This window comes from Burkholderia sp. AU17457, assembly GCF_002223255.1.
Lineage (GTDB): Bacteria > Pseudomonadota > Gammaproteobacteria > Burkholderiales > Burkholderiaceae > Burkholderia > Burkholderia sola.
On sequence record NZ_NKFB01000002.1, the window covers coordinates 16,088 to 31,013 of the forward strand.

The following is a 14,926-nucleotide window of genomic DNA, read 5'->3' on the forward strand; positions in this document are numbered from 1 at the left end:
CTTAGCCGTCCCTGGTCTCATTCATGTCCCGCGCCCTCGAAATACTCGACGAAGTCTTTGGTTACTCCGCCTTTCGCGGCCAGCAGGGCGAGATCGTCGAGCACGTCGCCGGCGGCGGCGATTGCCTCGTGCTGATGCCGACCGGCGGCGGCAAGTCGCTGTGCTACCAGATTCCCGCGCTGCTGCGCCGCGAGGCCGGGGAGGGCGCCGGCATCGTCGTGTCGCCGCTGATCGCGCTGATGCAGGACCAGGTCGCCGCGTTGAGCGAAGTCGGCGTGCGCGCGGCCTACCTGAATTCGACGCTGTCGGGTGCCGAGGCCGCGGCCACCGAGCGCGCGCTGCGCGAAGGCGAGATCGATTTGCTGTACGTCGCGCCGGAGCGGTTGATGACGGGCCGCTTCCTCGACCTGCTCGAGCGCGCAAAGATCGGCCTGTTCGCGATCGACGAAGCGCACTGCGTGTCGCAATGGGGGCACGATTTCCGCCCGGAATACATCCAGTTGTCGGTGCTGCACGAGCGCTTCCCGTCGGTGCCGCGCATCGCGCTGACCGCCACCGCCGATGCGATCACGCGCGACGAGATCATCCATCGTCTCGCACTCGACGACGCGCGCGTGTTCGTGTCGAGCTTCGATCGCCCGAACATCCGCTACCGGATCGTCGAAAAGGACAACGCGCGTTCGCAACTGCTCGACTTCATCCGCGCCGAGCACACGAATACAGACGGCACGACCGACGCCGGCGTCGTCTATTGCCTGTCGCGCCGCAAGGTCGAGGAAACGGCCGAATGGCTGAAGGCGCAGGGCGTGCGCGCGCTGCCGTATCACGCGGGAATGGAGTTCGAGGTGCGGCAGAAGCACCAGGAAATGTTCCAGCGCGAGGAAGGCATCGTGATGTGCGCGACGATCGCGTTCGGGATGGGCATCGACAAGCCCGACGTGCGCTTCGTCGCGCACCTCGATCTGCCGAAGAGCGTCGAAGGCTACTACCAGGAAACCGGCCGCGCGGGCCGCGACGGGATGCCGGCGAACGCGTGGATGGCGTACGGCCTCGGCGACGTCGTCCAGCAGCGCAAGATGATCGACGAGTCGGATGCGGACGACGCGCACAAGCGCGTGCAGACGTCGAAGCTCGACGCGCTGCTCGGGCTGTGCGAGACGATCTCGTGCCGCCGCGTGCGGCTGCTGAACTACTTCGGCGAGGCGAGCCAGCCGTGCGGCAACTGCGACACGTGTCTCGAGCCGCCCGATTCATGGGACGCGACGCGCGAGGCGCAGATGGCGCTGTCGTGCGTGTTCCGCGCGCAGCGCGCGAGTGGCTTCAACTTCGGCGCGAGCCATCTGATCGAGATCCTGCGCGGCGGCCGCACCGAGAAGGTGCTGCAGCGCGGCCATGACCAGTTGAGCACGTTCGGTATCGGCGCAGCGCTGTCCGAGCCCGAGTGGCGCGCGATTTTCCGGCAACTGGTCGCGTACGGCTACCTGGCCGTCGATCATGGCGGCTTCGGCGCACTGGTGCTTACCGAGGCCGCGAAGCCGGTGCTGAAGAACGAGGAAAAGGTCACGCTGCGTCGCTACGTGAAGCCGCAGCGCACGCGCCAGTCGTCGAGCCGCAGCGGCACGCGCGTCGATCCGACGGCCGGCATGGGCGCCCGCGAGCGCGCACGGTGGGACGCGCTGCGCGCCTGGCGCGCGGAAACCGCGAAAACGGACGGCGTGCCGGCCTACGTGATCTTTCACGACGCGACGCTCGCCGAAATCGCGCGCAACGCGCCGGAGACGATCGAGGACCTGCGCCATATCCCCGGCATGGGCGTGCGCAAGCTCGAGCGCTTCGGCGACGAGATCATCGACGTCGTCGAATCGGCCTGACACAGCGTTCCGACCCCTGCTGTAAACCACGCGATCGGCCGGCAAATCACGCAAGCCGTTGACTTAGTTGGCATTTCCGCAATATCATGCTGGGTTCCGGTATTCGGTGGGCCGAGTCGCGTTCGACAGTTCGCACCCGATTCGCCGGTTCGGAAGTCAACTGTGCGTCGATTCTCGCTTTGCCCGAAATCGATGTGCAGATTTTGTTCAATTTCAGGAATAAACAATGCCAACCATCAACCAACTGGTTCGCAAAGGCCGTCAGTCGGAAACGACGAAGAGCAAGAGCCCGGCCCTGCAGGACTGCCCCCAGCGTCGCGGCGTGTGCACCCGTGTGTACACGACGACGCCGAAGAAGCCTAACTCGGCACTCCGTAAGGTCGCCAAGGTTCGTCTGACGAACGGCTTCGAAGTGATTTCGTACATCGGCGGTGAAGGCCACAACCTGCAGGAACACTCGGTTGTGCTGATCCGCGGCGGCCGTGTGAAGGACTTGCCGGGTGTGCGTTACCACATGGTTCGCGGCTCGCTGGATACCCAGGGCGTCAAGGACCGTAAGCAAGCGCGTTCGAAGTACGGCGCGAAGCGTGCAAAGGCTGCCAAGTAAGCAGTTTTTGATCAGGGATCGCCGCAGGGCGGTCAAGGCGGGAGTGCCGGATTGCCGGTGCTGTCGAGTAAGTGGTCACCCGGCCAAGCTGGTTAGTCGTGAAGATGTGATCGGGTTTGTTGGTGGCCGCGGAGCTGGATCCAGCTCCAACTGAACAAGTAAAGGAAGAATCATGCCGCGTCGTCGCGAAGTCCCCAAGCGGGAAGTGTTGCCGGATCCGAAGTTCGGTAACGTTGATGTTGCCAAGTTCATGAACATGCTGATGCTGTCCGGCAAGAAGTCGGTCGCAGAGCGCATCGTTTATGGCGCATTCGAACAGATCCAGACCAAGGGTGGCAAGGACCCGCTGGAAGTGTTCACGGTTGCGCTCAACAACGTGAAGCCGGTGGTCGAAGTGAAGAGCCGTCGCGTTGGTGGTGCCAACTATCAAGTTCCGGTCGAAGTGCGCCCGTCGCGTCGTATGGCATTGGCGATGCGCTGGCTGCGTGAGGCTGCGAAGAAGCGCAGCGAGAAGTCGATGGCCCTGCGCCTGGCAGGTGAACTCTCCGAAGCGGCCGAAGGCCGTGGCGGCGCGATGAAGAAGCGCGACGAAGTTCACCGCATGGCAGAAGCCAACCGCGCGTTCTCGCATTTCCGTTTCTAAGCGCCTGGCTGGGCTGTTTGCGGAAATAAATTCCGGGCGGGTGCGCTTTTCAGGCGCCTCGCCCGTTTGTGTTGAGGCGTGATGCGGCAGGGCTGCATCACGTCATCCCAGTAGAGGATCAAAGTGGCTCGCAAGACTCCTATCGAGCGCTACCGCAATATCGGTATTAGCGCTCACATCGACGCCGGCAAAACGACGACGACCGAGCGCATTCTGTTTTACACCGGTGTGAACCACAAGATCGGTGAAGTCCACGACGGCGCAGCCACGATGGACTGGATGGAGCAGGAACAGGAACGTGGCATCACGATCACGTCCGCTGCTACCACGGCCTTCTGGAAGGGCATGGGCGGCAACTATCCGGAACACCGCATCAACATCATCGACACCCCGGGCCACGTCGACTTCACGATCGAAGTGGAGCGTTCGATGCGCGTGCTCGACGGCGCATGCATGGTGTACTGCGCAGTGGGCGGCGTGCAGCCGCAGTCGGAAACGGTGTGGCGCCAGGCGAACAAGTACAAGGTGCCGCGTCTCGCGTTCGTCAACAAGATGGACCGTACCGGCGCGAACTTCTTCAAGGTCTACGACCAGCTCCGTCTGCGCCTGAAGGCGAACCCGGTTCCGGTCGTGGTGCCGATCGGCTCGGAAGAAAACTTCAAGGGCGTGGTCGACCTGATCAAGATGAAGGCGATCATTTGGGACGAAGCGTCGCAAGGCACGAAGTTCGACTACGTCGACATCCCGGCCGAGCTCGCGGAAACCTGCAAGGAATGGCGCGAAAAGATGGTCGAAGTGGCTGCCGAAGCCAGCGAAGACCTGATGAACAAGTACCTGGAAGAAGGCGATCTGCCGGAAGCCGACATCGTCAAGGCGCTGCGTGATCGTACGATCGCGTGCGAAATCCAGCCGATGCTGTGCGGTACCGCGTTCAAGAACAAGGGCGTGCAGCGTATGCTCGACGCCGTGATCGACTTCCTGCCGTCGCCGGTCGACATCCCGCCGGTCAAGGGCGAGCTCGAAAACGGCGAAGAAGCAGAGCGCAAGGCGTCGGACGAAGAGAAGTTCTCGTCGCTCGCGTTCAAGATCATGACCGACCCGTTCGTCGGCCAGCTGATCTTCTTCCGGGTGTACTCGGGCGTCGTCAACTCGGGCGACACGCTGCTGAATTCGACCAAGGGCAAGAAGGAACGCCTCGGCCGTATTCTGCAGATGCACGCGAACCAGCGTGAAGAAATCAAGGAAGTCCGCGCAGGCGACATCGCCGCAGCGGTCGGCCTGAAGGAAGCGACCACGGGCGACACGCTGTGCGACCCGGCGAACCCGATCGTTCTCGAACGCATGGTGTTCCCGGAGCCGGTGATTTCGCAGGCAGTCGAGCCGAAGACCAAGGCCGACCAGGAAAAGATGGGCCTCGCACTGAACCGTCTGGCTCAGGAAGACCCGTCGTTCCGCGTGCAGACCGACGAAGAGTCGGGCCAGACCATCATTTCGGGCATGGGCGAGCTCCACCTCGAAATTCTGGTCGACCGGATGAAGCGTGAATTCGGCGTGGAAGCGACCGTCGGCAAGCCGCAGGTTGCGTACCGCGAAACGATCCGTTCGACGGCGAAGGATGTCGACGGCAAGTTCGTCAAGCAGTCGGGTGGTCGCGGCCAGTACGGTCACGCGGTCATCACGCTCGAGCCGAACGAACAAGGCAAGGGCTACGAGTTCTTCGACGAGATCAAGGGTGGTGTGATTCCGCGTGAATACATCCCGGCGGTCGACAAGGGTATCCAGGACACGCTGAAGTCGGGCGTGCTGGCTGGCTTCCCGGTCGTCGACGTGAAGGTTCACCTGACGTTCGGTTCGTACCACGACGTTGACTCGAACGAAAACGCGTTCCGCATGGCCGGTTCGATGGCGTTCAAGGAAGCGATGCGCAAGGCGAACCCGGTCGTCCTCGAGCCGATGATGGCTGTCGAAGTCGAGACGCCGGAAGACTACATGGGCAACGTGATGGGCGACCTGTCGGGCCGTCGCGGTATCGTCCAGGGCATGGAAGACATGGTTGGCGGCGGCAAGATCGTGCGCGCCGAAGTGCCGCTGTCGGAAATGTTCGGCTACTCGACGTCGCTGCGCTCGCTGACGCAAGGTCGTGCAACGTACACGATGGAGTTCAAGCACTACGCTGAAGCTCCGCGCAACGTTGCCGAGGCGATCATCAGCGCGAAGTCGAAGTAAATCTGTAGCTCTCAATCGATTATTTTTTGAAAGAAGAGAATCATGGCAAAAGAAAAGTTTGAGCGGACCAAGCCGCACGTGAACGTTGGTACGATTGGTCACGTTGACCACGGCAAGACGACGCTGACGGCAGCGATCACGACGGTTCTGACGAAGAAGTTCGGCGGCGAAGCGAAGGCGTACGACCAGATCGACGCGGCACCGGAAGAAAAGGCGCGCGGCATCACGATCAACACGGCACACGTCGAGTACGAAACGGCTAACCGCCACTACGCACACGTCGACTGCCCGGGCCACGCTGACTATGTGAAGAACATGATCACGGGCGCAGCGCAGATGGACGGCGCGATCCTGGTTTGCTCGGCAGCAGACGGCCCGATGCCGCAAACGCGTGAGCACATCCTGCTGGCGCGTCAGGTTGGCGTTCCGTACATCATCGTGTTCCTGAACAAGTGCGACATGGTGGACGACGCTGAACTGCTCGAGCTGGTCGAGATGGAGGTTCGCGAACTGCTGTCGAAGTACGACTTCCCGGGCGACGACACGCCGATCGTGAAGGGTTCGGCCAAGCTGGCGCTGGAAGGCGACACGGGCGAGCTGGGTGAAGTGGCGATCATGAGCCTGGCCGACGCGCTGGACACGTACATCCCGACGCCGGAGCGTGCAGTTGACGGCGCGTTCCTGATGCCGGTGGAAGACGTGTTCTCGATCTCGGGCCGCGGTACGGTGGTGACGGGTCGCGTCGAGCGCGGCATCGTGAAGGTCGGCGAGGAAATCGAAATCGTCGGTATCAAGCCGACGGTGAAGACGACCTGCACGGGCGTGGAAATGTTCCGCAAGCTGCTGGACCAAGGTCAGGCAGGCGACAACGTGGGTATCCTGCTGCGCGGCACGAAGCGTGAAGACGTGGAGCGTGGCCAGGTTCTGGCGAAGCCGGGTTCGATCACGCCGCACACGCACTTCACGGCAGAAGTGTACGTGCTGAGCAAGGACGAAGGCGGCCGTCACACGCCGTTCTTCAACAACTACCGTCCGCAGTTCTACTTCCGTACGACGGACGTGACGGGCTCGATCGAGCTGCCGAAGGACAAGGAAATGGTGATGCCGGGCGACAACGTGTCGATCACGGTGAAGCTGATCGCTCCGATCGCGATGGAAGAAGGTCTGCGCTTCGCGATCCGCGAAGGCGGCCGTACGGTCGGCGCCGGCGTCGTCGCCAAGATCATCGAGTAAGTAATATCGACGATCCGCGGATCCCTTCGGGGTCCGCGATTCCACGGTAAGCCGCGGTGTACCGTAGAAACCGGGTGCCCAGTTCGATCTGGCGCCCGGTTTTTCTTTGTGGTGTGCGAATCGCGCTATTGACAAACGCCCACCGCCGCGAATTTTCGTGTAGAATCGCGGGCTTAGCAATGGAAGTACTGTCCGGAACCTGATGCTTCGCTCCCCGCTGGCGTCATGTTTCACGTTCTTTTAGTGTCCGGCGATGCAACATCGCCTCGCTCTTTTCAAGGAATTGTCATGCAGCAACAGAAAATCCGCATTCGCCTGAAGGCTTTCGACTATCGTCTGATCGATCAATCGGCTGCCGAAATCGTCGATACCGCGAAGCGGACTGGCGCAATCGTCCGTGGCCCGGTGCCGCTGCCGACGCGCATTCAGCGTTTTGACATCCTGCGTTCGCCGCACGTCAACAAGACGTCGCGCGATCAGCTCGAAATCCGTACCCACCAGCGCCTGATGGATATCGTCGACCCGACGGACAAGACCGTTGACGCGCTGATGAAGCTCGACCTGCCGGCTGGCGTCGACGTGGAAATCAAGCTGCAGTAAGGCTTCCAGCGCCGATCGGCATGCCGGGCGGCGCTAAGTCTTTGTATTGCTTGCGGAAATCGAGAAGTCGGGCTATACTGCTTGGCTTTTCGCGTATTCGCGTAAAAAAGTTGGGCCTTGCGTGCCCGGCATTTTGTAAATCAGCCCCGACCAATCGCAGTCGGGAATGGAGAAAATGATGAGCCTTGGACTCGTAGGTCGCAAGGTTGGCATGACCCGTATCTTCACGGCTGAAGGGGATTCGATTCCCGTCACCGTGCTGGACGTGTCGGACAACCGCGTGACGCAGATCAAGACTGTTGAAACCGACGGCTACACGGCCGTGCAGGTTGCATTCGGCTCCCGCCGCGCATCGCGCGTGACGAAGCCGCTGGCAGGTCATCTCGCCAAAGCCGGTGTCGAAGCCGGTGAAATCCTCAAGGAATTCCGCATTGACGCGGCCAAGGCAGCCGAGCTGTCGAATGGCGCCGTGGTCGGTGCAGATCTTTTCGAAGTGGGCCAGAAGGTCGACGTGCAAGGCGTGTCGATCGGTAAGGGCTACGCCGGTACGATCAAGCGTTACAACTTCTCCTCCGGCCGTGCCACGCACGGTAACTCGCGCTCGCACAACGTGCCGGGCTCGATCGGTATGGCGCAGGATCCGGGTCGTGTTTTCCCGGGTAAACGCATGACGGGTCACATGGGTGACGTGACGGTGACGGTGCAGAACCTCGAAATCGCTCGTATCGACGCAGAGCGCAAGCTGCTGCTCGTGAAGGGTGCGATTCCGGGCGCGAAGGGCGGCAAGGTCTTCGTGACGCCGGCCGTCAAGACCAAGGGGGCGAAATAATGGAACTCAAGCTCCTGAACGAAAATGGTCAGGAAGGTGCAGTGGTCAACGCATCGGACGTCGTGTTCGGTCGTGACTACAACGAAGCGCTGATCCACCAGGTCGTCGTCGCTTACCAGGCGAATGCTCGCCAGGGTAACCGCGCACAGAAGGACCGTGAGCAAGTCAAGCACACGACCAAGAAGCCGTGGCGCCAGAAGGGTACGGGCCGCGCTCGTGCCGGTATGTCGTCGAGCCCGCTGTGGCGTGGCGGTGGTCGTATCTTCCCGAATTCGCCGGAAGAAAACTTCTCGCACAAGGTCAACAAGAAGATGCATCGCGCAGGTCTCTGCTCGATCTTCTCGCAGCTGGCCCGTGAAGGCCGTCTGTCGGTCGTCGAGGACATCATCCTCGAAGCGCCGAAGACCAAGCTGCTGGCCGACAAATTCAAGACCATGGGTCTCGACTCCGTTCTGATCATCACGGACACGGTCGACGAGAACCTGTACCTGGCTTCGCGCAACCTGCCGCACGTGGCGATTGTCGAGCCGCGCTACGCTGACCCGCTGTCGCTGATCTACTTCAAGAAAGTGCTGGTCACGAAGGCTGCGGTCGCCCAGATCGAGGAGTTGCTGTCATGAGCGAGATTCGCAAGAACGATCATCGTTTGATGCAGGTCCTGCTCGCACCGGTGATCTCGGAAAAGGCGACGCTGGTTGCCGACAAGAACGAGCAAGTCGTGTTCGAAGTCGCACCGGATGCCACGAAGCAGGAAGTGAAGGCGGCTGTCGAGCTGCTGTTCAAGGTTGAAGTTGATTCGGTCAACGTGCTGGTTCAGAAGGGCAAGCAAAAGCGCTTCGGCCGTTCGATGGGCCGCCGCAAGGACGTGAAGAAGGCGTACGTTTGCCTGAAGCCCGGCCAGGAAATCAACTTTGAAGCGGAGGCCAAGTAATCATGGCAATCGTTAAAGTTAAGCCGACATCGCCGGGTCGCCGCGCGATGGTCAAGGTGGTCAACAAGAACCTGCACCAGGGCAAGCCGTTCGCGGCGCTGCTCGACTCGCAGAGCTCGACCGCCGGCCGTAACAACAACGGTCGTATCACCACGCGTCACAAGGGTGGTGGTCACAAGCAGCACTACCGTATCGTCGATTTCCGTCGCACGAAGGATGGCATCCCGGCAAAGGTCGAACGTCTCGAGTACGACCCGAACCGCAGCGCGAACATCGCGCTGGTGCTCTACGCAGACGGCGAGCGTCGCTACATCATCGCCCCGAAGGGCCTGACCGTCGGCCAACAGCTGATGTCGGGTTCGGAAGCGCCGATCCGCGCAGGCAACACGCTGCCGATCCGCAACATTCCGGTCGGTACGACGATCCACTGCATCGAGATGCTGCCGGGCAAGGGCGCGCAAATGGCGCGTTCGGCTGGCACGTCGGCCATGCTGCTGGCACGTGAAGGCGTCTACGCGCAGGTTCGTCTGCGTTCGGGCGAAATCCGCCGCGTGCACATCGAGTGCCGTGCAACGATCGGTGAAGTCGGTAACGAAGAGCACAGCCTGCGCCAGATCGGCAAGGCCGGCGCGAACCGCTGGCGCGGTATCCGCCCGACGGTGCGTGGCGTTGCGATGAACCCGGTCGATCACCCGCACGGTGGTGGTGAGGGCAAGACGGCTGCAGGTCGCGACCCGGTGAGCCCGTGGGGTACGCCGGCTAAGGGTTACCGCACCCGCAGCAACAAGCGCACGACGACGATGATCGTCCAGCGCCGTCACAAGCGTTAAGGAGTAGGCAATGGCACGTTCTGTTAAAAAAGGTCCGTTCTGCGACGCCCATTTGCTGAAGAAAGTTGAGGCGGCTGCAGCTTCGCGCGACAAAAAGCCGATCAAGACCTGGTCGCGTCGCTCGACGATTCTGCCGGATTTCATCGGCCTGACGATCGCTGTTCACAACGGCCGTCAACACGTTCCGGTGTACATCTCGGAAAACATGGTCGGCCACAAGCTTGGCGAGTTCGCACTGACCCGTACGTTCAAGGGTCACGCAGCCGACAAGAAGGCCAAGAAATAAGGGGCAATCAAGATGGAAGTGAAAGCAATTCATCGCGGTGCCCGCATCTCGGCGCAGAAAACGCGCCTTGTGGCTGACCAGATCCGCGGTTTGCCGGTCGACAAGGCGCTGAACGTTCTGACGTTCTCGCCGAAGAAGGCGGCTGGCATCGTGAAGAAGGTTGTGCTGTCGGCAATCGCGAATGCGGAGCACAACGAAGGCGCTGATATCGACGAGCTCAAGATCAAGAGCATCTACGTCGACAAGGCTGCATCGCTCAAGCGTTTCACCGCGCGCGCCAAGGGCCGCGGTAACCGCATCGAGAAGCAATCCTGTCACATCACTGTGACGGTCGGGAATTAAGGAGCCATACGATGGGACAGAAAATTCATCCGACTGGCTTCCGCCTGGCTGTCAGCCGCAATTGGGCTTCGCGTTGGTACGCGAACAACAACAATTTCGCGGCGATGCTGCAGGAAGACATCGGTGTTCGTGAATACCTGAAGAAGAAGCTGAAGAACGCTTCGGTCGGTCGAGTCGTCATCGAGCGTCCGGCGAAGAACGCGCGCATCACGATTTACAGCTCGCGTCCGGGCGTGGTCATCGGCAAGAAGGGCGAGGATATCGAACAGCTGAAGACGGAACTGCAACGCCGCATGGGCGTGCCGGTTCACGTCAACATCGAAGAAATCCGCAAGCCGGAAACCGATGCTCAGCTGATCGCTGACTCGATCACGCAACAGCTCGAGCGCCGGATCATGTTCCGTCGCGCGATGAAGCGTGCGATGCAGAACGCGATGCGTCTGGGTGCCCAAGGCATCAAGATCATGAGCGCGGGCCGTCTGAACGGTATCGAAATCGCTCGTACGGAGTGGTATCGCGAAGGTCGCGTGCCGCTTCACACGCTGCGTGCTGATATCGACTACGCGACTTCGGAAGCGAAGACGACTTACGGGATCATCGGCGTCAAGGTGTGGGTCTACAAGGGCGATACGCTCGGCCGCAACGACGCACCGGTGGTGGAAGAAGTAGCCGAAGACAAGCGTCCGCGTCGCAATGCGCGTCCGGGCGACCGTCGTCCGCGCCGTGACGGCGAAGGCGGCGCTCCGGGTGCTCGTCGTGGCGCACCGCGCCGCGGCGCCGGCAAGCCCGAAGACGGCAAGACTGGAGAATAACGATGCTGCAACCGAAACGCAGAAAGTATCGTAAAGAGCAAAAGGGTCGTAACACCGGCAAGGCGACGCGCGGCAACGCAGTGTCGTTCGGTGAATTCGGCCTGAAGGCGATCGGTCGCGGTCGTTTGACCGCACGTCAGATTGAAGCGGCGCGTCGTGCAATGACGCGTCACATCAAGCGTGGCGGCCGCATCTGGATCCGGATCTTCCCGGACAAGCCGATTTCGCAGAAGCCGGCCGAAGTGCGTATGGGTAACGGTAAGGGTAACCCGGAGTACTACGTCGCCGAGATTCAGCCGGGCAAGATGCTCTATGAAATGGACGGCGTAACCGAAGAACTGGCACGCGAAGCGTTCCGTCTGGCCGCAGCCAAGCTGCCGCTGAAGACGGCATTCATCGTGCGCCAGCTCGGCGCCTAAGGAGAAAACATGAAGGCTTCCGAACTTCTCCAGAAAGACCAGGCCGCGCTCAACAAGGAGCTGGCGGACCTGCTGAAGGCGCAATTCGGCCTGCGCATGCAACTCGCGACCCAGCAGCTCACGAACACGAGCCAGCTGAAGAAGGTTCGTCGCGACATCGCACGTGTGCGGACCGTCATGACTCAGAAGGCGAACCAGAAATGAACGATAGCGTGAAAACCTCGCTGAAGCGGACGCTGGTCGGTCGGGTCGTCAGCAACAAGATGGACAAGACCGTCACCGTGCTGATCGAGCACCGCGTCAAGCACCCGATCTACGGCAAGTATGTCGTGCGCTCGAAGAAGTACCACGCGCACGATGAAGCGAACACCTACAACGAAGGCGATCTCGTCGAAATCCAGGAAACGCGTCCTGTTTCGAAGACGAAGGCCTGGACGGTGTCGCGCCTCGTCGAAGCTGCTCGCGTCATCTAAGCGGACAGCGCAGTAGGCAGTAACAGGCACTTCTCCACGAAGTGCTTGAAATCGCAAAGTTTTTGCTTGCGGGACCAGGATTATTTGTTATAATCCTGGTCTTCCCTCTTTATGGGAGCCCCGTCGCGGGCGAAGTTGGTGGGGGAAGCGGACTGGCGCCTGCCTGTCCGAAAGATTCACCGAATTGCGATGGCGGGTTTCGTTTGCCGTCGCTGCTGTTCCAACCCAAGCAGCCGATTGGCTGACGGGACCAAGACTGACCGAATGCATCATGGTGGTGCATCCGGATTAAGTTGGGAAAGACAAACCATGATCCAGACCGAATCTCGGCTCGAAGTAGCCGACAACACGGGTGCACGTGAAGTCCTGTGCATCAAGGTGCTCGGCGGCTCGAAGCGTCGTTATGCCGGCATTGGCGACATCATCAAGGTGAGCGTCAAAGAGGCAACGCCGCGCGGGCGCGTGAAGAAAGGCGAAATTTACAACGCCGTGGTGGTTCGCACCGCCAAGGGCGTGCGTCGTCAAGACGGCTCGCTGATCAAGTTCGACGGCAACGCCGCTGTGCTTTTGAATAACAAGCTCGAGCCGATCGGCACCCGTATCTTCGGGCCGGTGACGCGTGAGCTGCGTAGCGAACGATTCATGAAGATCGTTTCGCTGGCGCCGGAAGTGCTGTAAGGAGTCGCGATGAACAAGATTCGCAAAGGTGACGAAGTCATCGTCGTCACTGGCAAGGACAAGGGCAAGCGCGGCGTCGTGCTGGCTGTCGGTGCTGAACATGTGACGGTTGAAGGTATCAACCTCGTCAAGAAGCATGTGAAGCCGAACCCGATGAAGGGTACGACGGGCGGCGTGGAAGCGAAGACGATGCCCCTGCATATTTCGAACGTCGCACTGGTCGACGCGAATGGCAAGGCGTCGCGTGTTGGCATCAAGGTCGAGGAAGGCAAGAAGGTTCGCTTCCTGAAGACGACCGGTGCCGTACTGAGCGCCTGACGCAGCGGAGTAAAAAATGGCTCGTTTTCAAGAGTTTTACAAAGAAAAGGTTGTGCCCGGCCTGATCGAGAAGTTCGGTTACAAGTCGGTCATGGAAGTGCCGCGCATCACCAAGATCACGCTGAACATGGGTCTTGGCGAAGCGATCGCTGACAAGAAGATCATCGAGAACGCCGTTGGCGACCTCACGAAGATCGCCGGCCAGAAGCCGGTCGTCACGAAGGCTCGCAAGGCAATCGCAGGCTTCAAGATCCGCCAGGGTTACCCGATCGGCGCGATGGTGACGCTGCGTGGCCAGGCGATGTACGAATTCCTCGACCGTTTCGTGACGGTTGCCCTGCCCCGCGTGCGTGACTTCCGCGGTGTGTCGGGTCGTGCTTTCGATGGCCGTGGCAACTACAACATCGGTGTGAAAGAGCAGATCATTTTCCCCGAAATCGATTACGACAAGATCGACGCACTGCGTGGGCTGAACATCAGCATCACGACGACTGCGAAGACCGACGACGAAGCAAAGGCTCTGCTCGCCAGCTTCAAGTTCCCGTTCAGAAACTGAGGTTACCGTGGCTAAACTGGCACTGATCGAACGTGAAAAGAAGCGCGCCCGCCTGGTCGCGAAGTTCGCAGCAAAGCGTGAAGCGCTGAAGGCGATCGTCGAAGACCAAAGCAAGTCGGAAGAAGAGCGCTACGAAGCACGCCTGGAGCTGCAGCAACTGCCCCGCAACGCAAACCCGACCCGCCAGCGTAATCGCTGCGCGATCACGGGCCGTCCGCGTGGCACGTTCCGTAAATTCGGCCTCGCGCGTAACAAGATTCGTGAAATCGCATTCCGTGGCGAGATTCCTGGCCTGACCAAGGCGAGCTGGTAATAGGAGAAACGTAAATGAGCATGAGTGATCCTATCGCCGATATGCTGACTCGCATCCGCAACGCGCAGATGGTCGAGAAGGTATCGGTCGCGATGCCCTCGTCGAAGGTCAAGGTTGCAATCGCGCAAGTCCTGAAGGACGAAGGCTATATCGACGATTTCGCCGTGAAGGCGGAAGGTGCGAAGTCCGAACTGAATATCGCGCTGAAGTACTACGCAGGTCGCCCGGTCATCGAACGCCTCGAGCGCGTGTCGAAGCCTGGTCTGCGCGTGTACCGCGGCCGCAACGACATTCCGCAGGTCATGAATGGCCTCGGTGTGGCAATCGTGTCGACGCCGAAGGGCGTGATGACCGACCGCAAGGCGCGCGCTACCGGCGTCGGCGGCGAAGTCATCTGCTACGTCGCTTAAAGCCGAGGAGAGAGAAACATGTCTCGAGTAGGTAAGAGCCCGATCGCGCTGCAAGGCGCGGAAGTCAAGCTGGCCGACGGTGCGATCACCGTCAAGGGCCCGCTGGGCACCATCACGCAAGCGATCAATCCGCTCGTGAACGTGGCGAACAACGACGGCACGCTGAATCTGTCGCCGGTCGACGAAAGCCGCGAAGCAAATGCACTGTCGGGCACGATGCGCGCGATCATCGCGAATGCCGTGCACGGCGTGACCAAGGGTTTCGAGCGCAAGCTGACGCTGGTTGGCGTCGGTTACCGTGCGCAAGCGCAAGGCGACAAGCTGAACCTGTCGCTGGGTTTCTCGCACCCGGTGGTGCACCAGATGCCGGAAGGCGTCAAGGCTGAAACCCCGACGCAAACCGAAATCGTGATCAAGGGGATCAACAAGCAACAAGTCGGTCAAGTGGCTGCGGAAGTCCGCGGTTACCGTCCGCCGGAGCCCTACAAGGGCAAGGGCGTGCGTTATGCCGACGAGGTTGTGATCCTCAAAGAAACGAAGAAGAAGTAA

At 60.7% G+C, this 14,926-nt stretch carries 22 protein-coding genes; all 22 read left to right on the top strand.

What is annotated here, in order from left to right:
• Positions 1–23: 23 nt before the first annotated feature.
• The 22 genes from recQ to rplF all read left to right on the top strand — a co-directional run bounded on the left by recQ (position 24) and on the right by rplF (position 14,926).
• On the top strand, positions 24–1,871 hold the full coding sequence (gene recQ / locus CFB49_RS01325; protein WP_089490585.1) for a DNA helicase RecQ: 1,848 nt from the start codon (positions 24–26) through the stop codon (positions 1,869–1,871).
• A gap of 226 nt (positions 1,872–2,097) precedes the next feature.
• Positions 2,098–2,478, top strand: a complete 381-nt coding sequence (gene rpsL / locus CFB49_RS01335; RefSeq protein ID WP_006400662.1) for a 30S ribosomal protein S12 — start codon at positions 2,098–2,100, stop codon at positions 2,476–2,478.
• Positions 2,479–2,650: 172 nt separating this feature from the next.
• On the top strand, positions 2,651–3,121 hold the full coding sequence (gene rpsG / locus CFB49_RS01340) for a 30S ribosomal protein S7 (protein ID WP_006477195.1): 471 nt from the start codon (positions 2,651–2,653) through the stop codon (positions 3,119–3,121).
• 123 nt (positions 3,122–3,244) lie between these two features.
• Positions 3,245–5,347, top strand: coding sequence for an elongation factor G (fusA, locus tag CFB49_RS01345; RefSeq protein ID WP_044849034.1), 2,103 nt, complete (start codon positions 3,245–3,247; stop codon positions 5,345–5,347).
• A 42-nt stretch (positions 5,348–5,389) separates the two neighbouring features.
• Positions 5,390–6,580, top strand: coding sequence for an elongation factor Tu (gene tuf / locus CFB49_RS01350; protein WP_006482910.1), 1,191 nt, complete (start codon positions 5,390–5,392; stop codon positions 6,578–6,580).
• 288 nt (positions 6,581–6,868) lie between these two features.
• Complete coding sequence (gene rpsJ, locus CFB49_RS01355) at positions 6,869–7,180, top strand: 30S ribosomal protein S10 (RefSeq protein WP_004199280.1); 312 nt, start codon at positions 6,869–6,871, stop codon at positions 7,178–7,180.
• Between the two features lie 178 nt (positions 7,181–7,358).
• Entirely contained in the window at positions 7,359–8,009 is a 651-nt protein-coding gene (gene rplC, locus CFB49_RS01360; RefSeq protein ID WP_006482922.1) for a 50S ribosomal protein L3, read from the top strand.
• Positions 8,009–8,629, top strand: coding sequence for a 50S ribosomal protein L4 (gene rplD, locus CFB49_RS01365; protein WP_006477192.1), 621 nt, complete (start codon positions 8,009–8,011; stop codon positions 8,627–8,629). The genes rplC and rplD overlap by 1 nt, the downstream gene beginning before the upstream one ends.
• Positions 8,626–8,940: a 50S ribosomal protein L23 gene (gene rplW, locus CFB49_RS01370; protein WP_004199275.1), complete on the top strand. Its 315-nt coding sequence runs from the start codon at positions 8,626–8,628 to the stop codon at positions 8,938–8,940. Before rplD ends, rplW begins: the two co-directional genes overlap by 4 nt.
• A 2-nt stretch (positions 8,941–8,942) precedes the next feature.
• Complete coding sequence (gene rplB, locus CFB49_RS01375; protein WP_006482900.1) at positions 8,943–9,770, top strand: 50S ribosomal protein L2; 828 nt, start codon at positions 8,943–8,945, stop codon at positions 9,768–9,770.
• A 10-nt stretch (positions 9,771–9,780) separates the two neighbouring features.
• The gene (gene rpsS / locus CFB49_RS01380) at positions 9,781–10,056 is read left to right on the top strand and encodes a 30S ribosomal protein S19 (RefSeq protein WP_004199273.1); all 276 of its coding nucleotides are present in this window, start codon (positions 9,781–9,783) and stop codon (positions 10,054–10,056) included.
• 12 nt (positions 10,057–10,068) lie between these two features.
• Positions 10,069–10,398 (top strand): 50S ribosomal protein L22, encoded by a 330-nt coding sequence (rplV, locus tag CFB49_RS01385; protein ID WP_004199272.1) that lies wholly within the window; start codon positions 10,069–10,071, stop codon positions 10,396–10,398.
• 11 nt (positions 10,399–10,409) lie between these two features.
• Positions 10,410–11,210, top strand: coding sequence for a 30S ribosomal protein S3 (rpsC, locus tag CFB49_RS01390; RefSeq protein WP_006482899.1), 801 nt, complete (start codon positions 10,410–10,412; stop codon positions 11,208–11,210).
• A 2-nt stretch (positions 11,211–11,212) separates the two neighbouring features.
• The gene (rplP, locus tag CFB49_RS01395; protein WP_006482873.1) at positions 11,213–11,629 is read left to right on the top strand and encodes a 50S ribosomal protein L16; all 417 of its coding nucleotides are present in this window, start codon (positions 11,213–11,215) and stop codon (positions 11,627–11,629) included.
• A 9-nt stretch (positions 11,630–11,638) separates the two neighbouring features.
• Positions 11,639–11,833 (top strand): 50S ribosomal protein L29, encoded by a 195-nt coding sequence (rpmC, locus tag CFB49_RS01400; RefSeq protein ID WP_006400652.1) that lies wholly within the window; start codon positions 11,639–11,641, stop codon positions 11,831–11,833.
• Positions 11,830–12,102 carry a 30S ribosomal protein S17 gene (gene rpsQ, locus CFB49_RS01405; protein WP_006477189.1) on the top strand — a complete coding sequence of 91 codons (273 nt, stop codon included), beginning with the start codon at positions 11,830–11,832 and terminating at the stop codon, positions 12,100–12,102. Before rpmC ends, rpsQ begins: the two co-directional genes overlap by 4 nt.
• Before the next feature lie 309 nt (positions 12,103–12,411).
• On the top strand, positions 12,412–12,780 hold the full coding sequence (gene rplN, locus CFB49_RS01410) for a 50S ribosomal protein L14 (protein WP_006482918.1): 369 nt from the start codon (positions 12,412–12,414) through the stop codon (positions 12,778–12,780).
• Positions 12,781–12,789: 9 nt separating this feature from the next.
• Positions 12,790–13,098, top strand: coding sequence for a 50S ribosomal protein L24 (gene rplX, locus CFB49_RS01415; protein WP_006477187.1), 309 nt, complete (start codon positions 12,790–12,792; stop codon positions 13,096–13,098).
• A 16-nt stretch (positions 13,099–13,114) separates the two neighbouring features.
• A complete protein-coding gene (rplE, locus tag CFB49_RS01420; RefSeq protein ID WP_006477186.1) occupies positions 13,115–13,654 on the top strand; it encodes a 50S ribosomal protein L5 in 540 nt (179 codons plus the stop codon).
• Between the two features lie 7 nt (positions 13,655–13,661).
• Positions 13,662–13,967 carry a 30S ribosomal protein S14 gene (rpsN, locus tag CFB49_RS01425; RefSeq protein WP_006482884.1) on the top strand — a complete coding sequence of 102 codons (306 nt, stop codon included), beginning with the start codon at positions 13,662–13,664 and terminating at the stop codon, positions 13,965–13,967.
• 14 nt (positions 13,968–13,981) lie between these two features.
• Entirely contained in the window at positions 13,982–14,377 is a 396-nt protein-coding gene (gene rpsH, locus CFB49_RS01430) for a 30S ribosomal protein S8 (RefSeq protein WP_006477185.1), read from the top strand.
• An 18-nt stretch (positions 14,378–14,395) separates the two neighbouring features.
• Entirely contained in the window at positions 14,396–14,926 is a 531-nt protein-coding gene (rplF, locus tag CFB49_RS01435) for a 50S ribosomal protein L6 (protein ID WP_006477184.1), read from the top strand.

Bases quoted from the DNA above. Each gene is read 5' to 3' on its own strand.
- recQ (WP_089490585.1), top strand. From the start codon at position 24: ATGTCCCGCGCCCTCGAAATACTCGACGAAGTCTTTGGTTACTCCGCC.
- rpsL (WP_006400662.1), top strand. From the start codon at position 2,098: ATGCCAACCATCAACCAACTGGTTCGCAAAGGCCGTCAGTCGGAAACG.
- rpsG (WP_006477195.1), top strand. From the start codon at position 2,651: ATGCCGCGTCGTCGCGAAGTCCCCAAGCGGGAAGTGTTGCCGGATCCG.
- tuf (WP_006482910.1), top strand. From the start codon at position 5,390: ATGGCAAAAGAAAAGTTTGAGCGGACCAAGCCGCACGTGAACGTTGGT.
- rpsJ (WP_004199280.1), top strand. From the start codon at position 6,869: ATGCAGCAACAGAAAATCCGCATTCGCCTGAAGGCTTTCGACTATCGT.
- rplC (WP_006482922.1), top strand. From the start codon at position 7,359: ATGAGCCTTGGACTCGTAGGTCGCAAGGTTGGCATGACCCGTATCTTC.
- rplD (WP_006477192.1), top strand. From the start codon at position 8,009: ATGGAACTCAAGCTCCTGAACGAAAATGGTCAGGAAGGTGCAGTGGTC.
- rplW (WP_004199275.1), top strand. From the start codon at position 8,626: ATGAGCGAGATTCGCAAGAACGATCATCGTTTGATGCAGGTCCTGCTC.
- rplB (WP_006482900.1), top strand. From the start codon at position 8,943: ATGGCAATCGTTAAAGTTAAGCCGACATCGCCGGGTCGCCGCGCGATG.
- rpsS (WP_004199273.1), top strand. From the start codon at position 9,781: ATGGCACGTTCTGTTAAAAAAGGTCCGTTCTGCGACGCCCATTTGCTG.
- rplV (WP_004199272.1), top strand. From the start codon at position 10,069: ATGGAAGTGAAAGCAATTCATCGCGGTGCCCGCATCTCGGCGCAGAAA.
- rpsC (WP_006482899.1), top strand. From the start codon at position 10,410: ATGGGACAGAAAATTCATCCGACTGGCTTCCGCCTGGCTGTCAGCCGC.
- rplP (WP_006482873.1), top strand. From the start codon at position 11,213: ATGCTGCAACCGAAACGCAGAAAGTATCGTAAAGAGCAAAAGGGTCGT.
- rpmC (WP_006400652.1), top strand. From the start codon at position 11,639: ATGAAGGCTTCCGAACTTCTCCAGAAAGACCAGGCCGCGCTCAACAAG.
- rpsQ (WP_006477189.1), top strand. From the start codon at position 11,830: ATGAACGATAGCGTGAAAACCTCGCTGAAGCGGACGCTGGTCGGTCGG.
- rplN (WP_006482918.1), top strand. From the start codon at position 12,412: ATGATCCAGACCGAATCTCGGCTCGAAGTAGCCGACAACACGGGTGCA.
- rplX (WP_006477187.1), top strand. From the start codon at position 12,790: ATGAACAAGATTCGCAAAGGTGACGAAGTCATCGTCGTCACTGGCAAG.
- rplE (WP_006477186.1), top strand. From the start codon at position 13,115: ATGGCTCGTTTTCAAGAGTTTTACAAAGAAAAGGTTGTGCCCGGCCTG.
- rpsH (WP_006477185.1), top strand. From the start codon at position 13,982: ATGAGCATGAGTGATCCTATCGCCGATATGCTGACTCGCATCCGCAAC.
- rplF (WP_006477184.1), top strand. From the start codon at position 14,396: ATGTCTCGAGTAGGTAAGAGCCCGATCGCGCTGCAAGGCGCGGAAGTC.